Origin of the sequence: Hymenobacter swuensis DY53 (assembly GCF_000576555.1) — a bacterium.
GTDB lineage: Bacteria > Bacteroidota > Bacteroidia > Cytophagales > Hymenobacteraceae > Hymenobacter > Hymenobacter swuensis.
In genome coordinates this window covers 2,417,170-2,436,436 of sequence record NZ_CP007145.1, presented here as the reverse complement: position 1 = coordinate 2,436,436, position 19,267 = coordinate 2,417,170, and the positions used below count along the sequence as shown (strand labels likewise).

Genomic DNA, 19,267 nt, shown 5'->3' with positions numbered 1-19,267 from the left:
TTTCACTTGAACGACAAATGTACCACAGGCCTTTTTACCTTTGCGCCTCTTACTTGCGTGAGTTGGTCGTGTCTATAACCGCCGCCTGATTCACAACTTCACAACTTCACAACTTCCCCCTTGAACCTAATCGACGAACTGCGCTGGCGGGGCATGTTTCACGACATGATGCCCGGCACCGAGGAGCACCTGCTGAAGAACGCGCCCATCACCGGCTACATCGGCTTCGACCCCACCGCGCCTTCCCTGCACATCGGCAACCTGGCCACCATCATGTTGCTGGTGCACTTGCAGCGCGCCGGCCACCGGCCCCTGGCACTAGTGGGCGGTGCCACCGGGATGATTGGCGACCCCTCGGGCAAATCAGCGGAGCGCAACCTGCTGGATGAAGACGCCCTGCGCCGCAACCAGGCCGGCATCCAAGTCCAGTTGGAGAAGTTCCTGGTGTTCGACGACTCGCCCACCGGGGCGCAGGTAGTGAACAACTACGACTGGTTCAAGGATTTTGGCTTCTTGCAGTTCCTGCGCGAAGTGGGCAAGCACCTCACCGTGAACTACATGATGGCCAAAGACTCGGTGAAGCGCCGCATCGGCGGCAACGAGGAATCCGGGGCCGATGGCATCAGCTACACCGAGTTCAGCTACCAGCTGCTGCAGGGCTACGACTTCTTCCACCTCTACAAAGAGTTGGGCACCACTCTGCAGATGGGCGCTTCGGACCAGTGGGGCAACATCACCACCGGCACCGAGCTGATCCGGCGCATGTCGGGCGGCGAGGGCAAGGCCTACGCCCTCACTGGCCAGCTCATCACCAAGTCCGACGGCACCAAGTATGGCAAGAGCGAAACCGGCACCGTGTGGCTGGATGGCGCCATGACCTCGCCCTACCAGTTCTACCAGTTCTTCTACAATAGCAAGGATGAGGACGTGCCCCGCCTCATCCGCGTGTTCACGCTGCTCCCGCAGGCGGAAATTGAAGCCCTGGAAGCCGAGCACGCCCAAGCCCCGCACCTGCGCACTCTGCAGAAGGCCCTGGCCCAAGACGTGACCATCCGCGTGCACGGCCAGGCGGCCTACGAAGCGGCTGTAGCGGCCTCGCAGGTGCTGTTCGGCGGCGGGGAGCTCAGCAGCCTCGACGAGGCCACGCTGCTCGACGTGTTTGCCGGTGTGCCCCACGTGGAGGTACCCCGCGCCAGCCTTGCCGAGCACAACGTTATCAGCCTGCTAAGCGACGCCACTAACGCCGTCATCTTCCCCTCCAAAGGTGAGGCCAAGAAGATGATTCAGGCGGGCGGCGTGAGCCTGAACCGCGCCAAGGCCACTTTGGAGCAGCAGGCCACCGAGCTGCCGCTGCTGCACGACAAGTATGTAGTGGCCCAGAAGGGCAAAAAGAACTACTACCTGATCAAGGTAGTGTAAGTACTCACCCGCCAAGAGCCCATAACACAAAGAGGCCCTGTCGATAGTAGACAGGGCCTCTTTTCGTAAGTACAGTGGCCACGCAGAGCGCGGCCCGGCATTACTTCTTTTTTGCCGGTGCAGCCTTTTTAGCGGCAGCGGGAGCGGCTTTCTTGGCAGCCGGAGCAGCTTTGGCCGGAGCGGCTTCGCCAGCGGTGTTCTTGGCGTTCTGCACCTCGGTGCGGATGGTCTGGGCCATATTTTTCAGCTCCTGCATGCCCTTGCGCACGCGGGTGCCAGCGGCCGAGTTGCCCTTGTCGTAGAACTTCTCGAAGTCAGCTTCCAGCGACATCACGAGGTCTTTCAGTTGGCTAAAGTTGCTCATTTTGGGAGGGGTTATTTGGTGTGGAAAAAAGTGTTTAACCGGCCCTAATATACAGGGATTTCAAATACAAGCAAGTCGGTGAGTTTTTTTCTCAATCCCCTTTTTCAGCCGCATAGGGGCCTTTTTACCCTCAAACCGACTCACTCTACCCCTCCTCATGACCGGACAATACCCGGAATAGTACTAAAGCAAAAAGTCAGCCCCCGGGATGGAAGCTGACTTTTGTACTTAGCAAAGCCGTAATTAGTCCTGGAGGCCGGCAGGCACTTCAGCTTTGGAATATAGTCCTTTCGAGAGCTTCTCCTGCACCGCCTCGAAGGCTTTGATGGTCACGGCCACATCATCGAGCGAGTGGCTGGCCGTGGGGATGAGGCGCAGCATGATAACGCCCTTCGGCACCACCGGGTACACCACGATGGAACAGAAAATGCCGTGATTCTCACGTAGATCGAAGGTAATCTGGGCCGCGTCGGAGATTTGGCCGGTCAGCAGCACCGGCGTTACGCAGGAGGTGGTAGTGCCCAGATTGAAGCCCTTTTCGCGCAAACCGCTTTGCAGCGCCCGTACGATGGTCCAGAGGTTTTCTTTCAGCTCAGGCTGGGTGCGTAACAGCTCCAACCGCTTCAAAGCGCCCACTACAAGCGGCATGGGCAGGCTTTTGGCGAAAATCTGGCTGCGCATGTTGTAGCGCAAATATTCAATTACGTTCTCGGGACCAGCTACGAAGGCGCCGATGCTGGCCATCGACTTGGCAAACGTCGAAAAATAAAGGTCGATACCGTCCTGTACGCCCTGTTCTTCGCCCGTTCCGGCACCCGTAGCCCCCTGCGTACCGAAGCCGTGAGCGTCGTCTACGAACAGGCGGAACTGGTATTTCTCCTTCAGTGCAATCACGCCCCGCAGGTCGCCCTGGTTGCCCGACATGCCGAATACGCCCTCGGTAATCACCAGAATAGCGCCGCCGGTTTCGGCAATGATACGCTCGGCGCGCTGCAGCTGCTTCTCCAGGCTGGCCATGTCGTTGTGCACGTACACGAACCGCTTGCCGGCGTGCAGACGAACCCCGTCAATGATGCAGGCGTGCGACTCAGCGTCGTACACAATTACGTCGTGGCGGTTCACCATGGCGTCGATGATGCTTACCACGCCTTGGTAACCGAAGTTGAGCAGCATGCAGTCCGGCTTCATTACAAACTCGGCCAGCTCGCTTTCCAGCTGCTCGTGCAGGTTGGAGTTGCCCGACATCATGCGGGCGCCCATGGGCAGGGCCATGCCGTACTCGGCCGCGCCATCGGCATCGGCCTTGCGCACCTCGGGGTGGTTGGCCAGGCCCAGGTAGTTATTGAGGCTCCAGGTAAGCACTTCCTTGCCGCGGAAAATCATGCGGGGCTTAATTTCGCCTTCCAGCTTAGGGAAAGCGAAGTAGCCGTGCGCGTAGTGTGAGTGGACACCCAGCGGGCCGCGGTTGGCGGCAATCTTCTCAAATAGATCCACGAGGGGACGGGTTAATGTGAAAGGAAACGGGCGGTGACGCCTGAGCGCTAAACCACCGGGGAATGTACAAAGTTATGGCAATCCGCAAAGGTAAGCTCCCCCGGGCCGCTATCCAACCTTCCGGGAATTGGCCGGCGCGGTTTTCTGGTCCGGTCGGAATGGCGTTTCTTTGGGTATTGAACGCCTGTTACCGCCAACAGAAACGTCATGCTGAGCTTGTCGAAGCATCTCTACCGCTTCGTTGCAATGCTAACCCAACGAAGCGGTAGAGATGCTTCGACAAGCTCAGCATGACGTTTCTGTTTACATAATCCGACTCCACTCCCACCCGCTCCACCTCTCTCCCGATGAAAAAAATAACCAAGCTGCTCGTCGCCAACCGCGGCGAAATTGCGTTGCGCGTGCTGCGCTCGGCCAAGGAAATGGGCCTCCAGACCGTAGCCATCTACTCTGAAGCTGACCGCAATGCCCTGCACGTGCGCTACGCCGACGAGGCCGTGTGCGTGGGCCCGCCCGCCAGCAAAGACAGCTACCTGCGCGGCGACAAAATCCTGGAAGTCTGCAAGCAATTGGGCGTCGATGCCATTCACCCCGGCTACGGCTTCCTGAGCGAAAACGCCGAGTTTGCCCGCATGGTCACGGAGGCCGGGCTGATTTTCGTGGGTCCTTCGCCGGAAGCCATGAACGTGATGGGCGACAAGCTTTCGGCCAAGCAGGCCGTGAAAGCCTACAACATCCCGCTGGTGCCCGGCACCGACGAAGCCATTTCCGACGTGGAAGAGGCCAAGCGCATTGCCGCCACGGTGGGCTTCCCCATCCTGATCAAGGCCTCGGCCGGCGGCGGCGGCAAGGGCATGCGCATCGTGAATTCGGCCGAGGATTTTGAGGAGCAGATGCAGCTGGCCATCAACGAGGCCACCTCAGCCTTCGGCGACGGCTCGGTGTTCATTGAGAAGTTCGTGACCGGCCCGCGCCACATCGAAATTCAGGTCCTGGGCGACGAGCACGGCAACATCGTGCATCTGTTTGAGCGGGAATGCTCGATTCAGCGCCGCCACCAGAAGGTGATTGAGGAAGCGCCTTCCTCGGTGCTCACGCCCGAGCTGCGCGCCGAAATGGGCCGTTGCGCCGTGGACGTGGCCCGCGCCTGCAACTACACCGGGGCCGGCACCGTGGAGTTTTTGCTGGACGACCAGCGCAACTTCTACTTCCTGGAGATGAACACCCGCCTGCAGGTGGAGCACCCCGTGACGGAGCAGATTACGGGCCTCGACCTGGTGAAGGAGCAGATCAAAGTGGCCCAGGGCCTGCCCCTGGCCTTTAGCCAGGACGACCTGACCATCACCGGCCACGCCCTGGAGCTGCGCGTGTACGCCGAGGATCCGCAGAACAATTTCCTGCCCGACATCGGGACGCTGACCACCTACGTGCGCCCCCAGGGCCCCGGCGTGCGGGTGGATGACGGCTTCGAGCAAGGCATGGAAATCCCGATTTACTACGACCCGATGATTGCCAAGCTCGTCACCTTCGGGGCCACCCGCGAGGAGGCCATTGCCCGGATGCTGCGCGCCATCGACGAATACCAGATTACCGGCATCGAAACCACGCTGGGCTTCGGCCGCTACGTGCTGCAGCACCCGGCCTTCGTGAGCGGCAACTTCGACACCAACTTCATCCGCGACCATTTCCCGGCCGACGCCCTGAAACCTGCCGCCCCCAATGAAGCCACCGCCAAGCTTGCCGCCGTCCTCACCGCCATGCTCCTGATGGAGAAGAAACCCGCAACTCCCGCCGCCGATGCGCCCGCCGCTACCGGCTCGGCCTGGAAACGCAACCGGCTGGGGGCTCGGTAGCGGAAATTCGCACGCACGAAAAGGCCGCCCGGTTATGTAACCGGGCGGCCTTTTTGTGCGTGCGAATTTGGTGGTTAGTCACCCATTGTGTACGCGGCAAAATTGGTAGGATAATCTGGGTTTTGCGAAGGTGTATTGCGGTCTAACTCAGCCGAGGCTTTGAGCTGGTCGTTCACCCAGATTTCACCACGCAGCTTACTGGTTGTGCGAGGGACAATACCGGAACCGGTTGTAGCTTTATCAAAACCTAACCCAACAGCGACTTTTTCACCTGTCTTTAGATTGGTAATCTGGCCCGTTTCCTTAATTCCGTTATCAGGTAAGCTAGCGTTCATCAGGATAGATCCAAGAGGATCATTGAATCGCGTGACATGTACTGTTCCACCCGCACCTAACCCACCGGCGTCTATGCTAATCACCTTGACTTTGACTACATACTGAGGCGTGGGTTCTGGTTTGTCATCGTCCTTGGAGCCGCAGGATGCGAAAACAACGAGTAGCGGTAACAGCCAGGCGCTAACGATATGCTTGGGGAGGAATGAGGTAATCATAAGCAGCTATTTTTCAAGGAAGCAGGTTTCTCTTCCAAGTAATGAAAGTACTCAGGCAGTGGCGTACATGTGCTACCACCTATCGAGAATCAACTATTTTATCGGGTAAGTACAGCAGCTCGTTCTTGCTGACAGGATAACCGCCAAGCTAAGAGCATATAGCTTCTCACGCCAGCAGCCGCGCCTGATTGGCGGCGTTGGTCGTTCTGGGAGCAGTCTACCTCGGGTGGCTAACAGCCAGTTGAGGACCAGTAGGATTCCGTTGATAAGGGCTGACAGGGGCATCTACATAGCGTCCAACCCCGGAAGTCCGAGCATCTCTGCCACGCGCCGCGCCACCGTCGTGACGCTGGCGGCATCCGGGCCGGTGATGGTCAGGTGGCCCATTTTGCGGCCGGCGCGGGCTTCCACTTTGCCGTACAGGTGCAGGTGCGTGCCTGGCAGGCGCAGCACGGCCGACCAGTCGGGCTCCCGTAGTTGCCCGTCGGCAGCAAACCACACGTCACCCAGCAGGTTGAGCATGATGGCCGGGGAATGCTGGCGCGGCTGCGGCAAAGGCAGGCCCGCCATGGCATGCACCTGCAGGTCGAACTGCGAGGCGTCGCAGGCGTCCAGGGTATAGTGGCCGCTGTTGTGCGGGCGCGGGGCCATTTCATTGACCACCAGGCCGCCGTATTCGCTGCCGTCGTCCACCACAAAGAACTCCACACACAGCACCCCCACGTAGTCCAGATGCCGGGCAATGGCCACGGCTGCCTCCCGGGCCCGGTCGGCCAAAGCGGGCGGCAGCGCGCCTTCGTAGGCGTGCGTGACGGCCAGAATACCCCCGACGTGCACGTTGCGCTGGGGGGCGAAGCTCACCACCTGCCCATCCCAGCCCCGCGCCACCAGCACCGAGCATTCGGCAGTGAGCGGCAGCATCTTTTCCAGCACGCAGGCGGTGTGGCCCAGCTCGGCCCAGGCGGCAGCCAATGCCCCGGCAGTTTGCACGCGCACCTGGCCCTTGCCATCGTAGCCCATACGCGCGGTTTTCAGGATACCGGGTAGCAACTCGGCCCGCTCGTCCAGCACGGTTTGCAGTTGGGCCGGCGTTTCAATCACCGCATACGGCGCGCAGCTCACACCCGACACGTCGGCGCAAGCAGTGAAGCGGGCTTTTTCCTCGATGCGGTTTTGGGCAATGCCCACCACGGCCGCGCCGGGGGCCACGGGGCGGGTTTGGGCCAACGTGTGCAGAGTTTGGGCCGGCACGTTCTCAAACTCGGTGGTGATGGCCTGGCAGAGCTGGGCCAGTTGCGCCAGCCCGGCCGGGTCGTCGTAACCGGTCTGGATGTGGTGGTGGCTGACCAGCCCGGCGGGGCTTTGCGGGTCGGGCTCCAGCACGGCGGTGAAGTAGCCTAGGCGCTGGGCGGCGTGCACAAACATGCGGCCCAGCTGGCCGCCGCCCAGCACGCCCAGCGTGGCCCGCTGGCCGGCGGCGTCCGTGCTGCTCGGGAAAATCGGCGTCATGGTGGTCATATCAGCTCCCTCGCTCATAGCGGCAGCGTCATGGCGCGGGCAGCTTCGGTTTGGGCGGCGCGGAAGGCCAGCAGCTTGGCGGCCAGAGCTGCGTCGTGCAAGGCCAGTTGGCTTACCGCGAATAGGGCGGCATTGGCCGCGCCAGCGGTGCCAATGGCAAACGTGGCCACCGGCACCCCTTTAGGCATCTGCACGATGCTGTGCAGCGAGTCAACGCCCTGCAAATGGCGGCTGGCTACCGGCACACCCAGCACGGGCACGGTGGTTTTGGCGGCCAGCATCCCCGGCAGGTGGGCGGCCCCGCCCGCGCCGGCAATAATGGCCTGCAAACCGCGCGGCCCAGCCTGTTCGGCGTAGGCAAACAAGTCGTCGGGCATGCGGTGGGCCGACACCACGCGGGCTTCGTGGGCCACGCCAAATTCCGTGAGAATCTGCACGGCGTGCTGCATGGTGTCCCAGTCGCTATTGGAGCCCATGACGACGCCAATTATGGGTTTGAGGGTATTGGGGGAGGAAGTAGTACTCATCGAAATTAGTTGGTCGTCATGCTGAGCGAAGCCGAAGCATCTCTACCGCTTCGTTGAGCGGTTAGCGAAGTTCATTTTGATAGCCCGAGATGTTGTCGACGTGTATCCAAGTAGCTGTTGCTTGAAAAACAATTCCTTGTGGCTGGGTGGTGAATGTTACTTGAAAGCGCGTTCCGTCGTAAATGATACTCAAGTCGCCAATGCCATTTCCGCTAGGAATAGCGCAACGGTTTAGCTCAGTTTGACTCAAGTTTAAGCTCATTTGCACTGTATTACATTTTCGCTGTACCCATTTGATCGGGGCGTCAGCAGGAAAATCCTTCAAGTCAAAATGAAGCTTACACTGTAGGTCATCGCCACAAACAATGGCTACCTCAAACAACTGTATCTGCTCTAAGGATAGAGGTTCAGTTGGGTAGATACTCGTTATGGTTTTAGGATTCAAAACGTGCTCAATCCACATCGAGTCAGTACCCATTGAGTTCAGTATTTGCAGCCGTGCGAGCGAAGCGGTAGAGATGCTTCGGCTTCGCTCAGCATGACGTTCTGTTGCAGGCAAAGGCAGCTCCAGCTATTAACGCTCCAGCAGGATTTCCGTCCCCAGAATCACCATATCTACCCGTCCTTGCAGCGTCTGGTCGATAAAGGGCGTGTTCTGGGATTTGGATTTCATAAATTCCTTCGTAAAGGTCGTTTCCGCTTCAGTATCGAACAAAACGCAATTGGCTTCCTGGCCGACTTCGATGGCGGCTACCGGCAGGCCCATCAGGCGGCGGGGCTCGGCCGAATAACGCTTCACCACCAAATCCCACCCGAATTTGCCGGGCTCGACGAAGAAGTGATGGAGCGATACCAGGGCCGTATCCAGGCCGGTGATACCGTTGGGCGCGCTGATGAAATCCTGGGCTTTCTCGAAGGGCGTGTGTGGGGCGTGGTCGGTGGCAATGAGGTCGAACACGCCTTCCTTGAGTCCTTCCAGCAGCGCGTCACAGTCGGCCTGGGTGCGCAGCGGCGGGTTCATCTTGTAGTTGGTGTCATAGTCGCCGATGTGCTCGTCGGTGAACAGCAGGTGGTGTGGGGCCACTTCGGCCGTCACCTTCACGTCGCCGCGCGATTTCCACCAGCGGATAGTTTCCATGCCCATCTTGCTGGAAACGTGCTGAATGTGGACGTGCGCGCCCGCCGCCCGGGCCAGCCGGATGTCCCGGTCGATGATGATTTCCTCGGCGCAGGCCGGTGAGCCTTTGATGCCAAGCCGGTAGCTCATCACGCCCTCATTGAGGGCGCGGGGCCCGGCCAGCTCCGGTACCTCGCAGTGGCTGGCGAAAAACATCCCGAACTCGGTGGCATACTGCATGGCCCGCAGCAGCACCGCCGGGTCGGCGGTGGTGTCGCCGTCGTCGGTGAGCATGATCACGCCGAGCCGGTGCATGCCTTCGATTTCGGCCAGTTCCTCGCCCTCGCGGTTTTTGGTGACGCAGCCGGAGGTGTACACCGGAATGCGGGCGCGGTGCTTGGCATTTTCCAGCACGGTGGCTATGGCGGTGGCCGAATCGAGGGCCGGACGGGTGTTCGGCATCATCACCACGCCGGTAATGCCGCCGTTGATGGCCGCTTCGCTACCCGTGGTGATGGTTTCCTTGTTCTCGAAGCCGGGGGCACGGAAGTGGACGTGGGCATCGAACATGCCGGGCATCAGCACCCGGCCCCGCGCATCAATCACGCGCGCGCCCTCGGGAATGGCCAGGCTGGTGCCGATTTCTTGAATTATTCCTTCGATAATTAAAACGTCGCTCTCGACAAGTACGGGTGAATTTTCGGAGGCGATGCGGGCGTTTTGAAGGAGGAGCATGGAGTAAGGAGTGCGATGAACCGGCAAAGGGTGGGTGAAATATTCGAACTGTTGAAGATGATACTACGCGGGCGGCACCAGCCGCTACCTAGGGCATAAGCAGCGAAGAGCCGGCTTGCTGCCGGGCGGCATACGCTTCCTGCTTCGGGAAGTCCCCGCCCGGCGTAAGCCAGTCGAGCACGGCCATGCGGATGGAGATGCCGTTTTCGACCTGGTTGGTGATGAGGCTACGCTCGTAGTCCATCACGGCATCGCACAGCTCCACCCCGCGGTTTACGGGGCCGGGGTGCATGATGTAGAGACCCTTATCACGGATTTCTGCCAGCCGGGCGGTGGTGATGCCGTAGACCCGGTGGTATTCGCGGACGTTGGGGAAAAACTGCACGTCCTGGCGCTCCATCTGCACGCGGAGCAGGTACACCACATCGGGCGCCCAGGCCATGGCCGCCTCGTAGTCGGTGAAGCGGGGAATGGTGGCCGGGCCGTACTTGGGCACCAGGGAGCCCGGCCCGAGATACGCCACCTCCACGCCCAGCTTTTGCAGCAGCGTGCTGGTGGAGCGCGCCACGCGGGAATGGAGAATGTCGCCGATGATGAGGACTTTCTTGCCCCGGGGGTCAGGAAATTTTTCCTTGATGGTGAAGGCGTCCAGCAACGCCTGGGTGGGGTGTTCGTGCGCGCCGTCGCCGGCATTGATGACCGACGCCGTGGTTTGGCGGGCAATCATGGCGGGCAGCCCGGGGTGCCCGTGGCGCACGACGATGTAGTCGGTGCGCATGGCCTGCAGCGTCTCAATTGTCTCGCGCACCGACTCGCCCTTGGTGATGGAGGAGTGGGCGACGTCGAAGTTCGTAACCTCCGCCGAGAGGCGTTTGGCGGCCACCTCGAAGGAGGAGTGCGTCCGGGTGCTGGCCTCGTAGAACAGCATAAGCACCGACTTGCCCTCGAGGGCGGGGATTTTCTTCACCGAGCGGGTGAACAGCTTTTTAAAGGACGTGGATTGATCGAGCAAAAACTCGATTTCCTCCCGGTGAAGGGATGCAATGTCAAGGAGGTCTTTACGTGCCATACCGGAGGTGAGGAAAAGTGAGGTTGTCGGACTAAAACGGACAATGGAAAGTCTTATCGGCTATTCCCCAGGCCGGAGAAACGAGCTACCCGTGGAGGCCGGGGCGCCGGCCGCCGCCGCGCGTTGGGCGGAGCGGTAGCGTCCGACGAACCCAAGGGGCATAAAAAAACCGTTTCGAAATCCGAAACGGCGGCGGGGCAACAGGCAGAAAAAATAACGGAAACAGCAGCGGCAAAATCGGAAAAACCGATGGCGGCGAAGACCTTCTGGTCCACTCGCGGGTCCTTGCCGGGCAGGGTTCCACGCTTCATCAACAGGTTTTGGGGTTGAAGCATGCTGCAAAACTACGGCATTGTTACGCCCGGTAACGCATCGTTGCAGGTAATTTTTTTCCGTCCTGTTTTTCCAGCCGTTCATCTTAGCCCCAACGGGTGCTATACCACGCCGTTTTGGGAGCCGCTACTGGACCGGCCTGGAAGCGCAACAAACTGAGGTGCGGTAGAATAGACCTCCTCACTCACTATACTTCACGCCAGCAACCGCGCCTGATTGGCGGCGTTCAGCAGGGCCGGTGCATTTTTGAGGGTGGCCAGCACAACTTCCTTGGCGGCTTGCTGCAGCTCGTCGCGGCTGATGTCACGGGCTTCTTCGCGCACCAGCTCGGTGAGGGCGTGGAGGGCGAATTGCAGGGCCTGTCGACGGGGCCGCTCTGCCCGCATTTCCTGGCGTACCTCCGCAAAGTGAGCCTGAATTTTCAGCCGCCGCAGGTGAAACACCGAGTCGCTGCACACCTGGGGCTGGATGGTATCGAGCAGCTTGAGCAAAGGCAGCAGCTGGGTGGCGGTGGTAGCCGCCGCCCCGGCCAGGCGCTGGCGGCGGCCTGTAGCGGGTTGGGCGGCGGCGTCCGGGAATTGCTCAGGGCCGAGGATAGACATCAGGAGTAGCCGGGTAACGGAAGCGGTAAAGCGCGTGATTTTCATAACAAGATAGTTCACCGAAGAGAAATTACCGAAGCTTAGCCCTGCTTCAGTGTCAACTTGACCGGGTACTCTGCCGCCGCCTGCACCGGTGCCGACTTCGGGGCCAGCCAGCGGCGCAGCGCCCAGTGCGTGGGCAAATAGATGACGAGCAGCAGCGTCAGCATCCAGCCCACGAGGTAGAGCGGGGCGGGCAGCCAGGTTTGGGGGTGGGCATCATCGAAGCCGAACACGTAGTTGATGTTCACCGGAATCTTGGGGTCGGGTACGGTGGCTCCGGCGGGCGGCAGCCAGAAGTAGGCTACTAGGCACAGGCCCCAGGCCAGCAGCGTCCAGGCCGGCAGGGCGCGCCGGTCGTAGCCCAGACGCTTCACCAGAAACAGGATGAGGAAAGGCAGCCAGCCGTGGAAAAACGAGAGCCCGCGCAGAAACAAGGAGCGGTTGGGGTCGAACATGTACGACGTCATACCAATCAGGTGGGTGCCGCCCAGTTCGCCCAGAAAATCGGCGCACCACAGCACCTGGGGCAGCAGGATACCCACAGCGGCCATGGAAGCCGACAGGCGGCGCTCCGTCCAGACGCTGATGAGACACAGCAGCAGCGACACGTCGCAGAAGTACAGGAAGTTGGTGGGGCCGTAATTCACCCAGTACACCGGCACCATTACCAGTAGGAAAGCCGTGAAGGCCAGTTTCAATCCCAAAGGCAAGCGAGCAGGAACACGTTTCATGGGTACGAGGAAGTGAGGTGGGGCAACTTCCCTCCTGCCGGCCCTGAAGAACAGCCGACGCAGAAGAGATGCCCGAAGTAGCAGATTGACAGCCGAAGCGCCATTACAACTCATCCACTTATCAGACTTTTCTCTTCCTCACAAAAAAGCTTTTCAACGTATTAAAGTGAATTTATGCCCTATGTTATCAGACTTTCAACGCATCTCGCACACTCCTGCAATTCTCTTGTTCCAACTGGATTTCATGCAAAGAGCCCAGCCTTGAAGGACCGGGCTCTTTCCGTACTGAGGCAGCACAGGGTGAATAGACAGCAAGAAAATCCCCTATCAACCAGCACGTCATTCCGAGCTTGCCGAAGAATCTGGCGTGCTGAGGTTGCCAGAGTAATCCAACATCAGCACGTGAGATTCCTCGGCTTCGCTACACTACGCTTGAAATGACGTGGTTTTATCACACGCAACAGCTACAGTAGCTCCGTAATTTCCCGCACGCCCAGCGGCCGTTCGCGGGTGAAGCCTTCCCCGAACTCCACTCCTATCAGGTGGCCAAACTCCCGGGCGCGGGCTTCCATAAAGTTGCTGAACACCGGCGTGGAGAGGTAGGTACCGGGCTCGGTGCTTTCGGGGTCGTGGAACTGGGTGCGGTAGGCCTGAATGCTTTCCCACTTTTGGGGCCAATGCGCCGAAATATCCACCACGAAGTCGGCTGGAATCTGGCGGTCCTGGATGTAGTGAAACACCAGGCGCGGCCGCCAGGGCTGCTGGGACTGCCCGTCGTCGCCGAGGGTTTCAATCATGCGCAGCCCGCTCAGAAAGCACGATTCGGAGGCCAGCTGCGCGCCCCGGCCGTGGTCGGGGTGCCGGTCGTGAATGGCGTTGCAGAGGATAATCTCGGGCTGGTAGCGACGGATAGCGGCAATAACGGGCAGTTGGTGCTCCCGGTCGTTACGGAAGAAGCCATCGGGCAGGCCTAGGTTTTCGCGGGCGCTCAGGCCCAGGATGCGGCTGGCCGCTTCGGCTTCTTGGGCGCGGGTAACGGGCGTGCCGCGCGTGCCCAGCTCGCCCCGGGTAAAGTCCACAATGCCGATTTTCTTACCGGCCGCCGCCGCCGTCAGCAGCGTACCCGCAGCCGACATTTCTACATCATCGGGGTGCGCCCCAAAGGCCAGAATATCAAGTTTCATTCAGAGAGAGAAAAATAAGCCACAACAGGAACGCTGTAGCCCGGCCTGGCTCCTCCCCGCGGACGACGCCCGCCTGAGTGCCGGGCTCGGGCCACAGCTACCGGCAAAAGTAGCAGGTAGTGCGGTAGCCCGCCTGCCTGGGCCTGCTTACGGCTGCAAAGCCAGCAGCTTTTCCTGCACATCCTTATCCTCGGGATACAGCCGCAGGGCTTGCTGGTAGGCTTCAATGGCCCGGGGTTTGTTGCCTTGGCGCGCGTACAGGTCGCCCCAACGGGCGAAAACGATGGCCGACTCCGGGAACTGCTCCCGGGCCAGCGTGAGCAGGCCCAGGCAGCGGGAAGGTTGGCGGGGTGGCCGTTGAGCAGCTCGTAGGCCATGTATGTAAGCTGGTATTCGTTGAGCTTAAGCAGCCGGTAGCCAGCCACGGCCTCCGCAATGCGGCCCTGTCGTAAGAATTCTCCGGGCAGCAGATTCTCGGGGGCGAGACGGGGCAGCAGCTGGTTGGTTTCCGGAATCCGCAGGCCGGCTACCCGCCCTGCCGCGTCGCGTGTGAACACGCCGCGCATAGCGTAATCGGTGAAGGCCACCGTATCGGGGCCCATGGGGTAGGCCAGGATTTCGGCCCCGTCGTTGATGGTTTCGACCAAGTGCCCGGCCTCCCGCCGAAACGTCACGACTTCATCGGGGCCGCGCTGGTAGCGGCCGGCGTAGGCATCCAGCACGGCCGAGGCCACGGCCAGGGGCCGGATGGGCTCGGGCAGGAAGGCCGGCCAGCCGTACACGGCGGCCACGGCCCGGCGCAGCTCCTTGCCCAGCTCGGCCGCCCCGTTGTTGTTGTTCATCATAATCACCACACCGTTGCCGCCCGTCACGCTGCCGAGGGCATAGGCCAGAAAGCCGGCATTCACGCCCATGTGCTCAAAATAGCGGCTGCCCTCGTCGGTGCGGTCGGCGCGCTGCAGCAAGAAAGCCCCCAGCCCCATCTGCTCCCGGTACGTGCCCTGCGAAACATCGGCCTCAGGCGTGAGCATGGCCCGGGCCGAGGCCTGAGTGAGCACCCGGCCCCTGCCCCGGTAGGCCTGCTGCACCTCCAGCACAAACCGGGCAAAGTCGGTGGGCGTGGCGTAGAGGCCGGCCGGGACCTGCTGCGGATACACGTAGGGCATGCTCTTAAACCAGCTATTTTCGGAATACGCCCAGGCGGCGCGGGCTTCCAGGGCTGGCGGCAAAGGCTGGGCAAACGTGGCGCTGCGCATCTTCAGGGGCCGGAACAGCACCTCGTCGGTGAGGGTGGCGAAGTCCAGGCCGGTAGCATCCATCATAGCCAACTGGGCCACCAGGTAGCCCCCACCCGAATACTGGAAGCCCGTGCCCGGCACCTTGTTCACCACCACCGGCCGGCTCTCGGCCCGGGGCTGCCCGCTGAGAATATCGACCACCGAAGGCAGCGGGCCTTTCCCCGGCACAAACCCAAAGTAAGCCGACTGGCTGGTGCCGCCCTGGTGGCTCAGCAGCAGCCGTAGCGTAACAGGCTGCTGCCGGGTGAAGTCGTTTTCGGCGACCTGCCACGACTTCAGGTAGGTATTGATGGGCGTGTCCAGGCTGAACTTACCGGACTGCACCAGCTGCAACGCGGCCCCAGCCGTGACAAGCTTGGAAATGGAACCTGCCGAAAACAGCGTAGCTGGCGTTACTGGCACCCTACGGGTGGTATCGGCCCAGCCATAGGCTTTCACCCACTCCACCCGGTAGTTGTGGATGACGGCAATGCTGAGCCCAGGCACGCGGTGGTGCTTCATGCGGTCCAAGAGGTTCCAGCCCGGCAGGCCGGCTACCGGCACGTAAGGCAGCAGGCTGTTTTCCACGGCCCGGATGCGGGCGGGCACCGAGGCGGGCAAGGGCGAAGCGGCGGGAGCCTGAGCGAGACTAGGCACAGAGCCCAGGTAGCTCAGCAGGAGCGGCAGCAGTACAAGCAAGCGCATAGTAGGTAGGACTATGATGACGACAGCAAACCTAGCCGGCGGCCGTCACCGAATCGTCCCGATGGGTAGCTTGGTACTTCTTTTGGTACTCTTTGGGCGTCAGGCCGGTCTTTTCCTTGAATACCCGGTTGAAAGTAGTCTTGGGATTGAAGCCCGCTTCCAAGGCCAGAGCCAGCACCGTCAGCCGACGAGCATCGGGAGTCAGCAGGCGGCGCTTCACCTCCTCCAGCCGGTAGCCGTTCACCAGCTCGTGAAACGACTGCCCCAGCCCGGCATTCAGCAACTGCGACGCGGCATTAGGCGTCAGGTCCAGCAGCTCCGCCAAGCTGTCGAGGGTCAGGTCGGGGTTGCGGAACACATGCTCCTGCTCGAAGGCGGCCACCACCCGCGCCAGTTGCTCAGGGTTTACTTGCGGCGGCTCTTTGCTGGGAGCTGCTGCGTTTGCGGCGGGCATTGCGACTTCCGACAAGCCAGATGCCGCTTCAGCCGATGCCGCTCCGACCAAGTGCGGCACCGGCGTAGCGGTATTTTTCAGCCACCCCCCCAACGCCAGCGCATAGGCAAGCACGGGCAGCACCAGACTGGTGAGGTAGAATTTTGCCCCCCCGGCGGGCAGGTAGGCGCTGTTCACCACCGGGTCCAGGGCAGCGGCCGCGTAGAACAGGCCCACACCCAGCAACCCCGGCCGTAGCCACCGGGCCGGCCGGGACTGCCGGCTCAGAAAGCCGAGCGCCAGCCCCGCATACAGCAGCACCGACAGCACCGCCCCGTAGTGCTCGAGGTAGCGTGTCCAGGGCTTATGCACGTTCAGCCAGAACCATGTTTTGGCATCAAACGACTGCACTGCCAGCACCACGTAGAACAGTGCCTGCCCCGCCACCGGCCCGAAGTGCGGCCACCGCAGCGGCCGGGCACCGTACGGCGCCCGCACGTACGCCAGCAGCAGCGGCCCGAAACCCCAGGAGAAGAACAGCGGCGTGAAATACAGCCACTGGCTGCGGTAGTACACACCCGAGCGGCTCAGAAAATAATCAATCACCTGCAGCGTGAGGGCCAGCAACAACAGCCCCAGCCATCGGTTGCCCGGCCGGCGTGGCCCCGCCAGCAGGTACGCGGCCGTACTCAGCCCCTGCACGATGCAGAACAGGTGAAACACAAGGGCCAGATCAAGGTGGACGAACATGGGCAGCGGACAGAATATTCAGCAGCAACGACCGGTGCATGCCGTCAACACCACGGCACGCACCTGCTGCCAAAAGATAGATAATCTTCGCCACGCAGCGGGCTGATAATCGAAGGCTGAGACACCAAAAAGCCCCGCCGGATTACTACCGCAGCGGGGCTTTTCACAAATCAAAAAAGAAGCTTGTTTACTTAATCCGTAGCGTCCGGCCCACGCGCAGCACGGCGGTGCCACCGTTCAGCCGCCGGATCTGGGCCTGCGAAACCCCGTACTTGTCGGCAATTTCCGACAGCGTATCGCCACTGCGGATTTTGTGTGACACAATGCGCCGGGCCTGCGTGGGCTTGGCGGCACTGCTGCTTCGGCTACTGCTGCTGGCCGCCCCCGGCACGCTGCCGCCCCGGTACTTCAACGACTTGCTGTAGTAAGCAAACAGGCCCGAAGTAATCTGGAAGTTGTCTTTGATGAGCCGGTAATCCGGGAAATCGTACATCTGCTCCGGGTCGATGGGGTTGCCCTCGTAGCGCACCTCAAAGTGCAGATGCGAGCCGCTGCTGCGCCCTGTACTGCCGCCCCGGCCAATCAGCTGTCCGGCCTTTACAAACGTACCCGGCGTCACCAATGACTTCTGCATGTGCCCGTAAAGCGTTTCGATGCCGTTATAGTGGCGGATGAGCACATAGTTGCCGTAGCCCGAACCGTCCCATTTTACAATGCGCACAACCCCGTCAAAGGCCGCTTTCACCGAGTCGCCGGTTTCCAGGTCCAGGTCTACGCCGTAGTGCCAGCGGTAGCCGCGGAACCCGAAATCAGAGGTCAGAGGCGTTTTCACCAGCGGCATTTTGGCGTAGCGCTGCCGATCCGGTTCCGTCAGTTTCAGGTTTAGCGTATCCTTGATGCGGCGGCCATCCACCCGGTACGGGTTGATATTGTGCGTATCCCAGATGGCGTAATACCCTGCCACCTGGATCCAGGAGGAGTCAATCTGCACCTGCTCCTTTACCTCCACAATATGCTGCTCCCCCTCGTTGAGCGTGGACGTATCCTCACTCACGATAGAGAGCTTTTTAGCGGGGTTGAAGAAGATGGATTTGGCTGCGTCGGAGCCCTCGTCGGGCAGTTCCTCCGTTTCAATGAGAATGGTCGTATCAGGTCGCACGTAGCGAATAGTGGGCGACTTAATCCGAAAAAAGTCGCTCCGCTTGCCGGCCGAACCGGCTTTTGCCTTCGGCTCCGGTACTTTGCGGCGCTGGGCCAGCAGCTGGCCGGGCAAGCCTACAAACAGCCCGATCAGTAGCAGCGGCAGCAGCCATGTTTTCAAAAAATGCAGCAAGGGCAAAACAGTGAAATGGTGAAATAGTGAAGTGGTGAGTTAGTGATTTAGTGGGTTGAACGCACAGCCACCTTGAATAGTGTTTGGCGTCAAACTCACTGAATCACTAACTCACCATTTCGCCTAATGGTCGCCCAAAGCAGCTAGGTAACGCTCGGCGTCGAGGGCGGCCATGCAGCCGGAGCCGGCGGCCGTTACGGCCTGGCGGTAGGTGTAGTCCTGCACGTCGCCGCAGGCGAATACGCCGTCCACGTTGGTTTTGGCCGTGCCGGGAATGGTTTTCAGGTAGCCCTGCTCATCGTGGTGCAGGTAGGGCTGGAAGATTTTCGAGTTCGGGTCGTGGCCGATGGCTACGAAGAAGCCCTCAATGGCCAGGTCGCGGGTGGTGCCATCCAGCACGTTTTTCACGCGGGCGCCGTCCACGGCGTGCTCGCCCAGGATTTCGTCGGTTACCGTATTCCAGAGCACCTCAATCTTGGGGTTGTCGGTCACGCGCTTCTGCATGATTTTCGAGGCGCGCATCTCGCCTTTCCGCACAATCATGTACACCTTGTTGCACAGGTTGGCCAGATAGGTAGCCTCTTCGGCTGCCGTGTCGCCGGCACCCACAATGGCTACGTCCTTGCCGCGGTAGAAGAACCCGTCGCACACGGCGCAGGCCGATACGCCTGAGCCGTTCAGGCGCTGCTCCGAGGGCAGCCCCAGCCACTTGGCCGAGGCGCCGGTGGCAATGATGATGGTATCGGCCGTCAACTCCAGGTTCTCATCCACCGTCACGCGGTGCGGGTGGCCCGAGAAGTCCACCGAGGTGGCGATGCCGTAGCGGATATCGGTACCGAAGCGGGCGGCCTGCTTCTTGAGGTCCTCCATCATTTCGGGACCCATAATGCCGTCGGGGTAGCCGGGGAAGTTCTCGACGTCGTTGGTAATCGTGAGCTGGCCGCCGGGCTGCAGGCCTTGGTACATCACGGGGTTGAGGTTGGCGCGGGCCGCGTAAATAGCCGCCGTGTAGCCGGCCGGGCCGGAGCCGATAATCAGACACTTGATGTGTTCCGGAGTGGTAGTCGCCATACAGGAGAAAGTAGCGGCAGCTTGCGCCAGCGCCATGAAGGGTTAAGATTGGGATGCAAAAGTACACGCGTCCCGGGTTTTCATCCGGTGCGACTCCGTATTGCCGAAAATTGCGCCAACTCTGCACATCGGCCACTTTGTCCGAAACGCCGGGAAAGC

16 protein-coding genes and 1 pseudogene are annotated in these 19,267 nt (G+C 60.9%); 2 read left to right on the top strand and 15 right to left on the bottom strand.

The features are described from left to right. The first annotated feature begins 120 nt into the window (after window positions 1-120). Entirely contained in the window at window positions 121-1,419 is a 1,299-nt protein-coding gene (tyrS, locus tag HSW_RS11750; protein WP_044002087.1) for a tyrosine--tRNA ligase, read from the top strand. 190 nt (window positions 1,420-1,609) lie between these two features. Here the strand turns inward: tyrS and HSW_RS25085 are convergent. Continuing rightward, window positions 1,610-1,783: pseudogene (locus HSW_RS25085) on the bottom strand (histone H1); the annotation flags it as partial. Window positions 1,784-2,026: 243 nt separating this feature from the next. Further along, window positions 2,027-3,277 carry an aminotransferase class I/II-fold pyridoxal phosphate-dependent enzyme gene (locus HSW_RS11740; protein ID WP_044002086.1) on the bottom strand — a complete coding sequence of 417 codons (1,251 nt, stop codon included), beginning with the start codon at window positions 3,275-3,277 and terminating at the stop codon, window positions 2,027-2,029. 347 nt (window positions 3,278-3,624) lie between these two features. Here HSW_RS11740 and accC point away from each other — a divergent pair, with 347 nt between their 5' ends. Beyond that, the gene (gene accC / locus HSW_RS11735; RefSeq protein WP_044002085.1) at window positions 3,625-5,130 is read left to right on the top strand and encodes an acetyl-CoA carboxylase biotin carboxylase subunit; all 1,506 of its coding nucleotides are present in this window, start codon (window positions 3,625-3,627) and stop codon (window positions 5,128-5,130) included. A 74-nt stretch (window positions 5,131-5,204) separates the two neighbouring features. On the opposite strand, the gene HSW_RS11730 is transcribed toward accC, so the two are convergent. The 13 genes from HSW_RS11730 to trxB form a co-directional block, all read right to left on the bottom strand. Then, window positions 5,205-5,681, bottom strand: coding sequence for a hypothetical protein (locus HSW_RS11730; RefSeq protein ID WP_044002084.1), 477 nt, complete (start codon window positions 5,679-5,681; stop codon window positions 5,205-5,207). Window positions 5,682-5,966: 285 nt separating this feature from the next. Then, the gene (locus tag HSW_RS11725; protein ID WP_197031992.1) at window positions 5,967-7,217 is read right to left on the bottom strand and encodes a 5-(carboxyamino)imidazole ribonucleotide synthase; all 1,251 of its coding nucleotides are present in this window, start codon (window positions 7,215-7,217) and stop codon (window positions 5,967-5,969) included. Further along, a complete protein-coding gene (purE, locus tag HSW_RS11720) occupies window positions 7,214-7,726 on the bottom strand; it encodes a 5-(carboxyamino)imidazole ribonucleotide mutase (RefSeq protein WP_044002082.1) in 513 nt (170 codons plus the stop codon). The genes HSW_RS11725 and purE overlap by 4 nt, the downstream gene beginning before the upstream one ends. Window positions 7,727-7,787: 61 nt before the next feature. Beyond that, on the bottom strand, window positions 7,788-8,189 hold the full coding sequence (locus tag HSW_RS25205) for an Imm50 family immunity protein (protein WP_394332389.1): 402 nt from the start codon (window positions 8,187-8,189) through the stop codon (window positions 7,788-7,790). Between the two features lie 111 nt (window positions 8,190-8,300). Further along, the gene (locus HSW_RS11710; protein WP_044002079.1) at window positions 8,301-9,578 is read right to left on the bottom strand and encodes a dihydroorotase; all 1,278 of its coding nucleotides are present in this window, start codon (window positions 9,576-9,578) and stop codon (window positions 8,301-8,303) included. 88 nt (window positions 9,579-9,666) lie between these two features. Next, window positions 9,667-10,647, bottom strand: coding sequence for an aspartate carbamoyltransferase catalytic subunit (locus tag HSW_RS11705; protein ID WP_081768381.1), 981 nt, complete (start codon window positions 10,645-10,647; stop codon window positions 9,667-9,669). 527 nt (window positions 10,648-11,174) lie between these two features. Beyond that, a complete protein-coding gene (locus tag HSW_RS11700) occupies window positions 11,175-11,627 on the bottom strand; it encodes a hypothetical protein (protein WP_044002078.1) in 453 nt (150 codons plus the stop codon). A gap of 35 nt (window positions 11,628-11,662) precedes the next feature. Further along, complete coding sequence (locus HSW_RS11695) at window positions 11,663-12,355, bottom strand: hypothetical protein (protein WP_044002077.1); 693 nt, start codon at window positions 12,353-12,355, stop codon at window positions 11,663-11,665. 464 nt (window positions 12,356-12,819) lie between these two features. Further along, window positions 12,820-13,539: a bacillithiol biosynthesis deacetylase BshB1 gene (gene bshB1 / locus HSW_RS11690; RefSeq protein WP_044002076.1), complete on the bottom strand. Its 720-nt coding sequence runs from the start codon at window positions 13,537-13,539 to the stop codon at window positions 12,820-12,822. After that, the gene (locus tag HSW_RS25240) at window positions 13,536-15,521 is read right to left on the bottom strand and encodes a serine hydrolase domain-containing protein (protein WP_052346373.1); all 1,986 of its coding nucleotides are present in this window, start codon (window positions 15,519-15,521) and stop codon (window positions 13,536-13,538) included. Before HSW_RS25240 ends, bshB1 begins: the two co-directional genes overlap by 4 nt. A gap of 31 nt (window positions 15,522-15,552) precedes the next feature. Further along, a complete protein-coding gene (locus tag HSW_RS11680) occupies window positions 15,553-16,704 on the bottom strand; it encodes a helix-turn-helix transcriptional regulator (protein ID WP_044002075.1) in 1,152 nt (383 codons plus the stop codon). Between the two features lie 187 nt (window positions 16,705-16,891). Beyond that, a complete protein-coding gene (locus HSW_RS11675) occupies window positions 16,892-18,037 on the bottom strand; it encodes a peptidoglycan DD-metalloendopeptidase family protein (RefSeq protein WP_231501393.1) in 1,146 nt (381 codons plus the stop codon). 123 nt (window positions 18,038-18,160) lie between these two features. Further along, on the bottom strand, window positions 18,161-19,108 hold the full coding sequence (gene trxB, locus HSW_RS11670; RefSeq protein ID WP_044004583.1) for a thioredoxin-disulfide reductase: 948 nt from the start codon (window positions 19,106-19,108) through the stop codon (window positions 18,161-18,163). Between the last annotated feature and the right edge of the window lie 159 nt (window positions 19,109-19,267).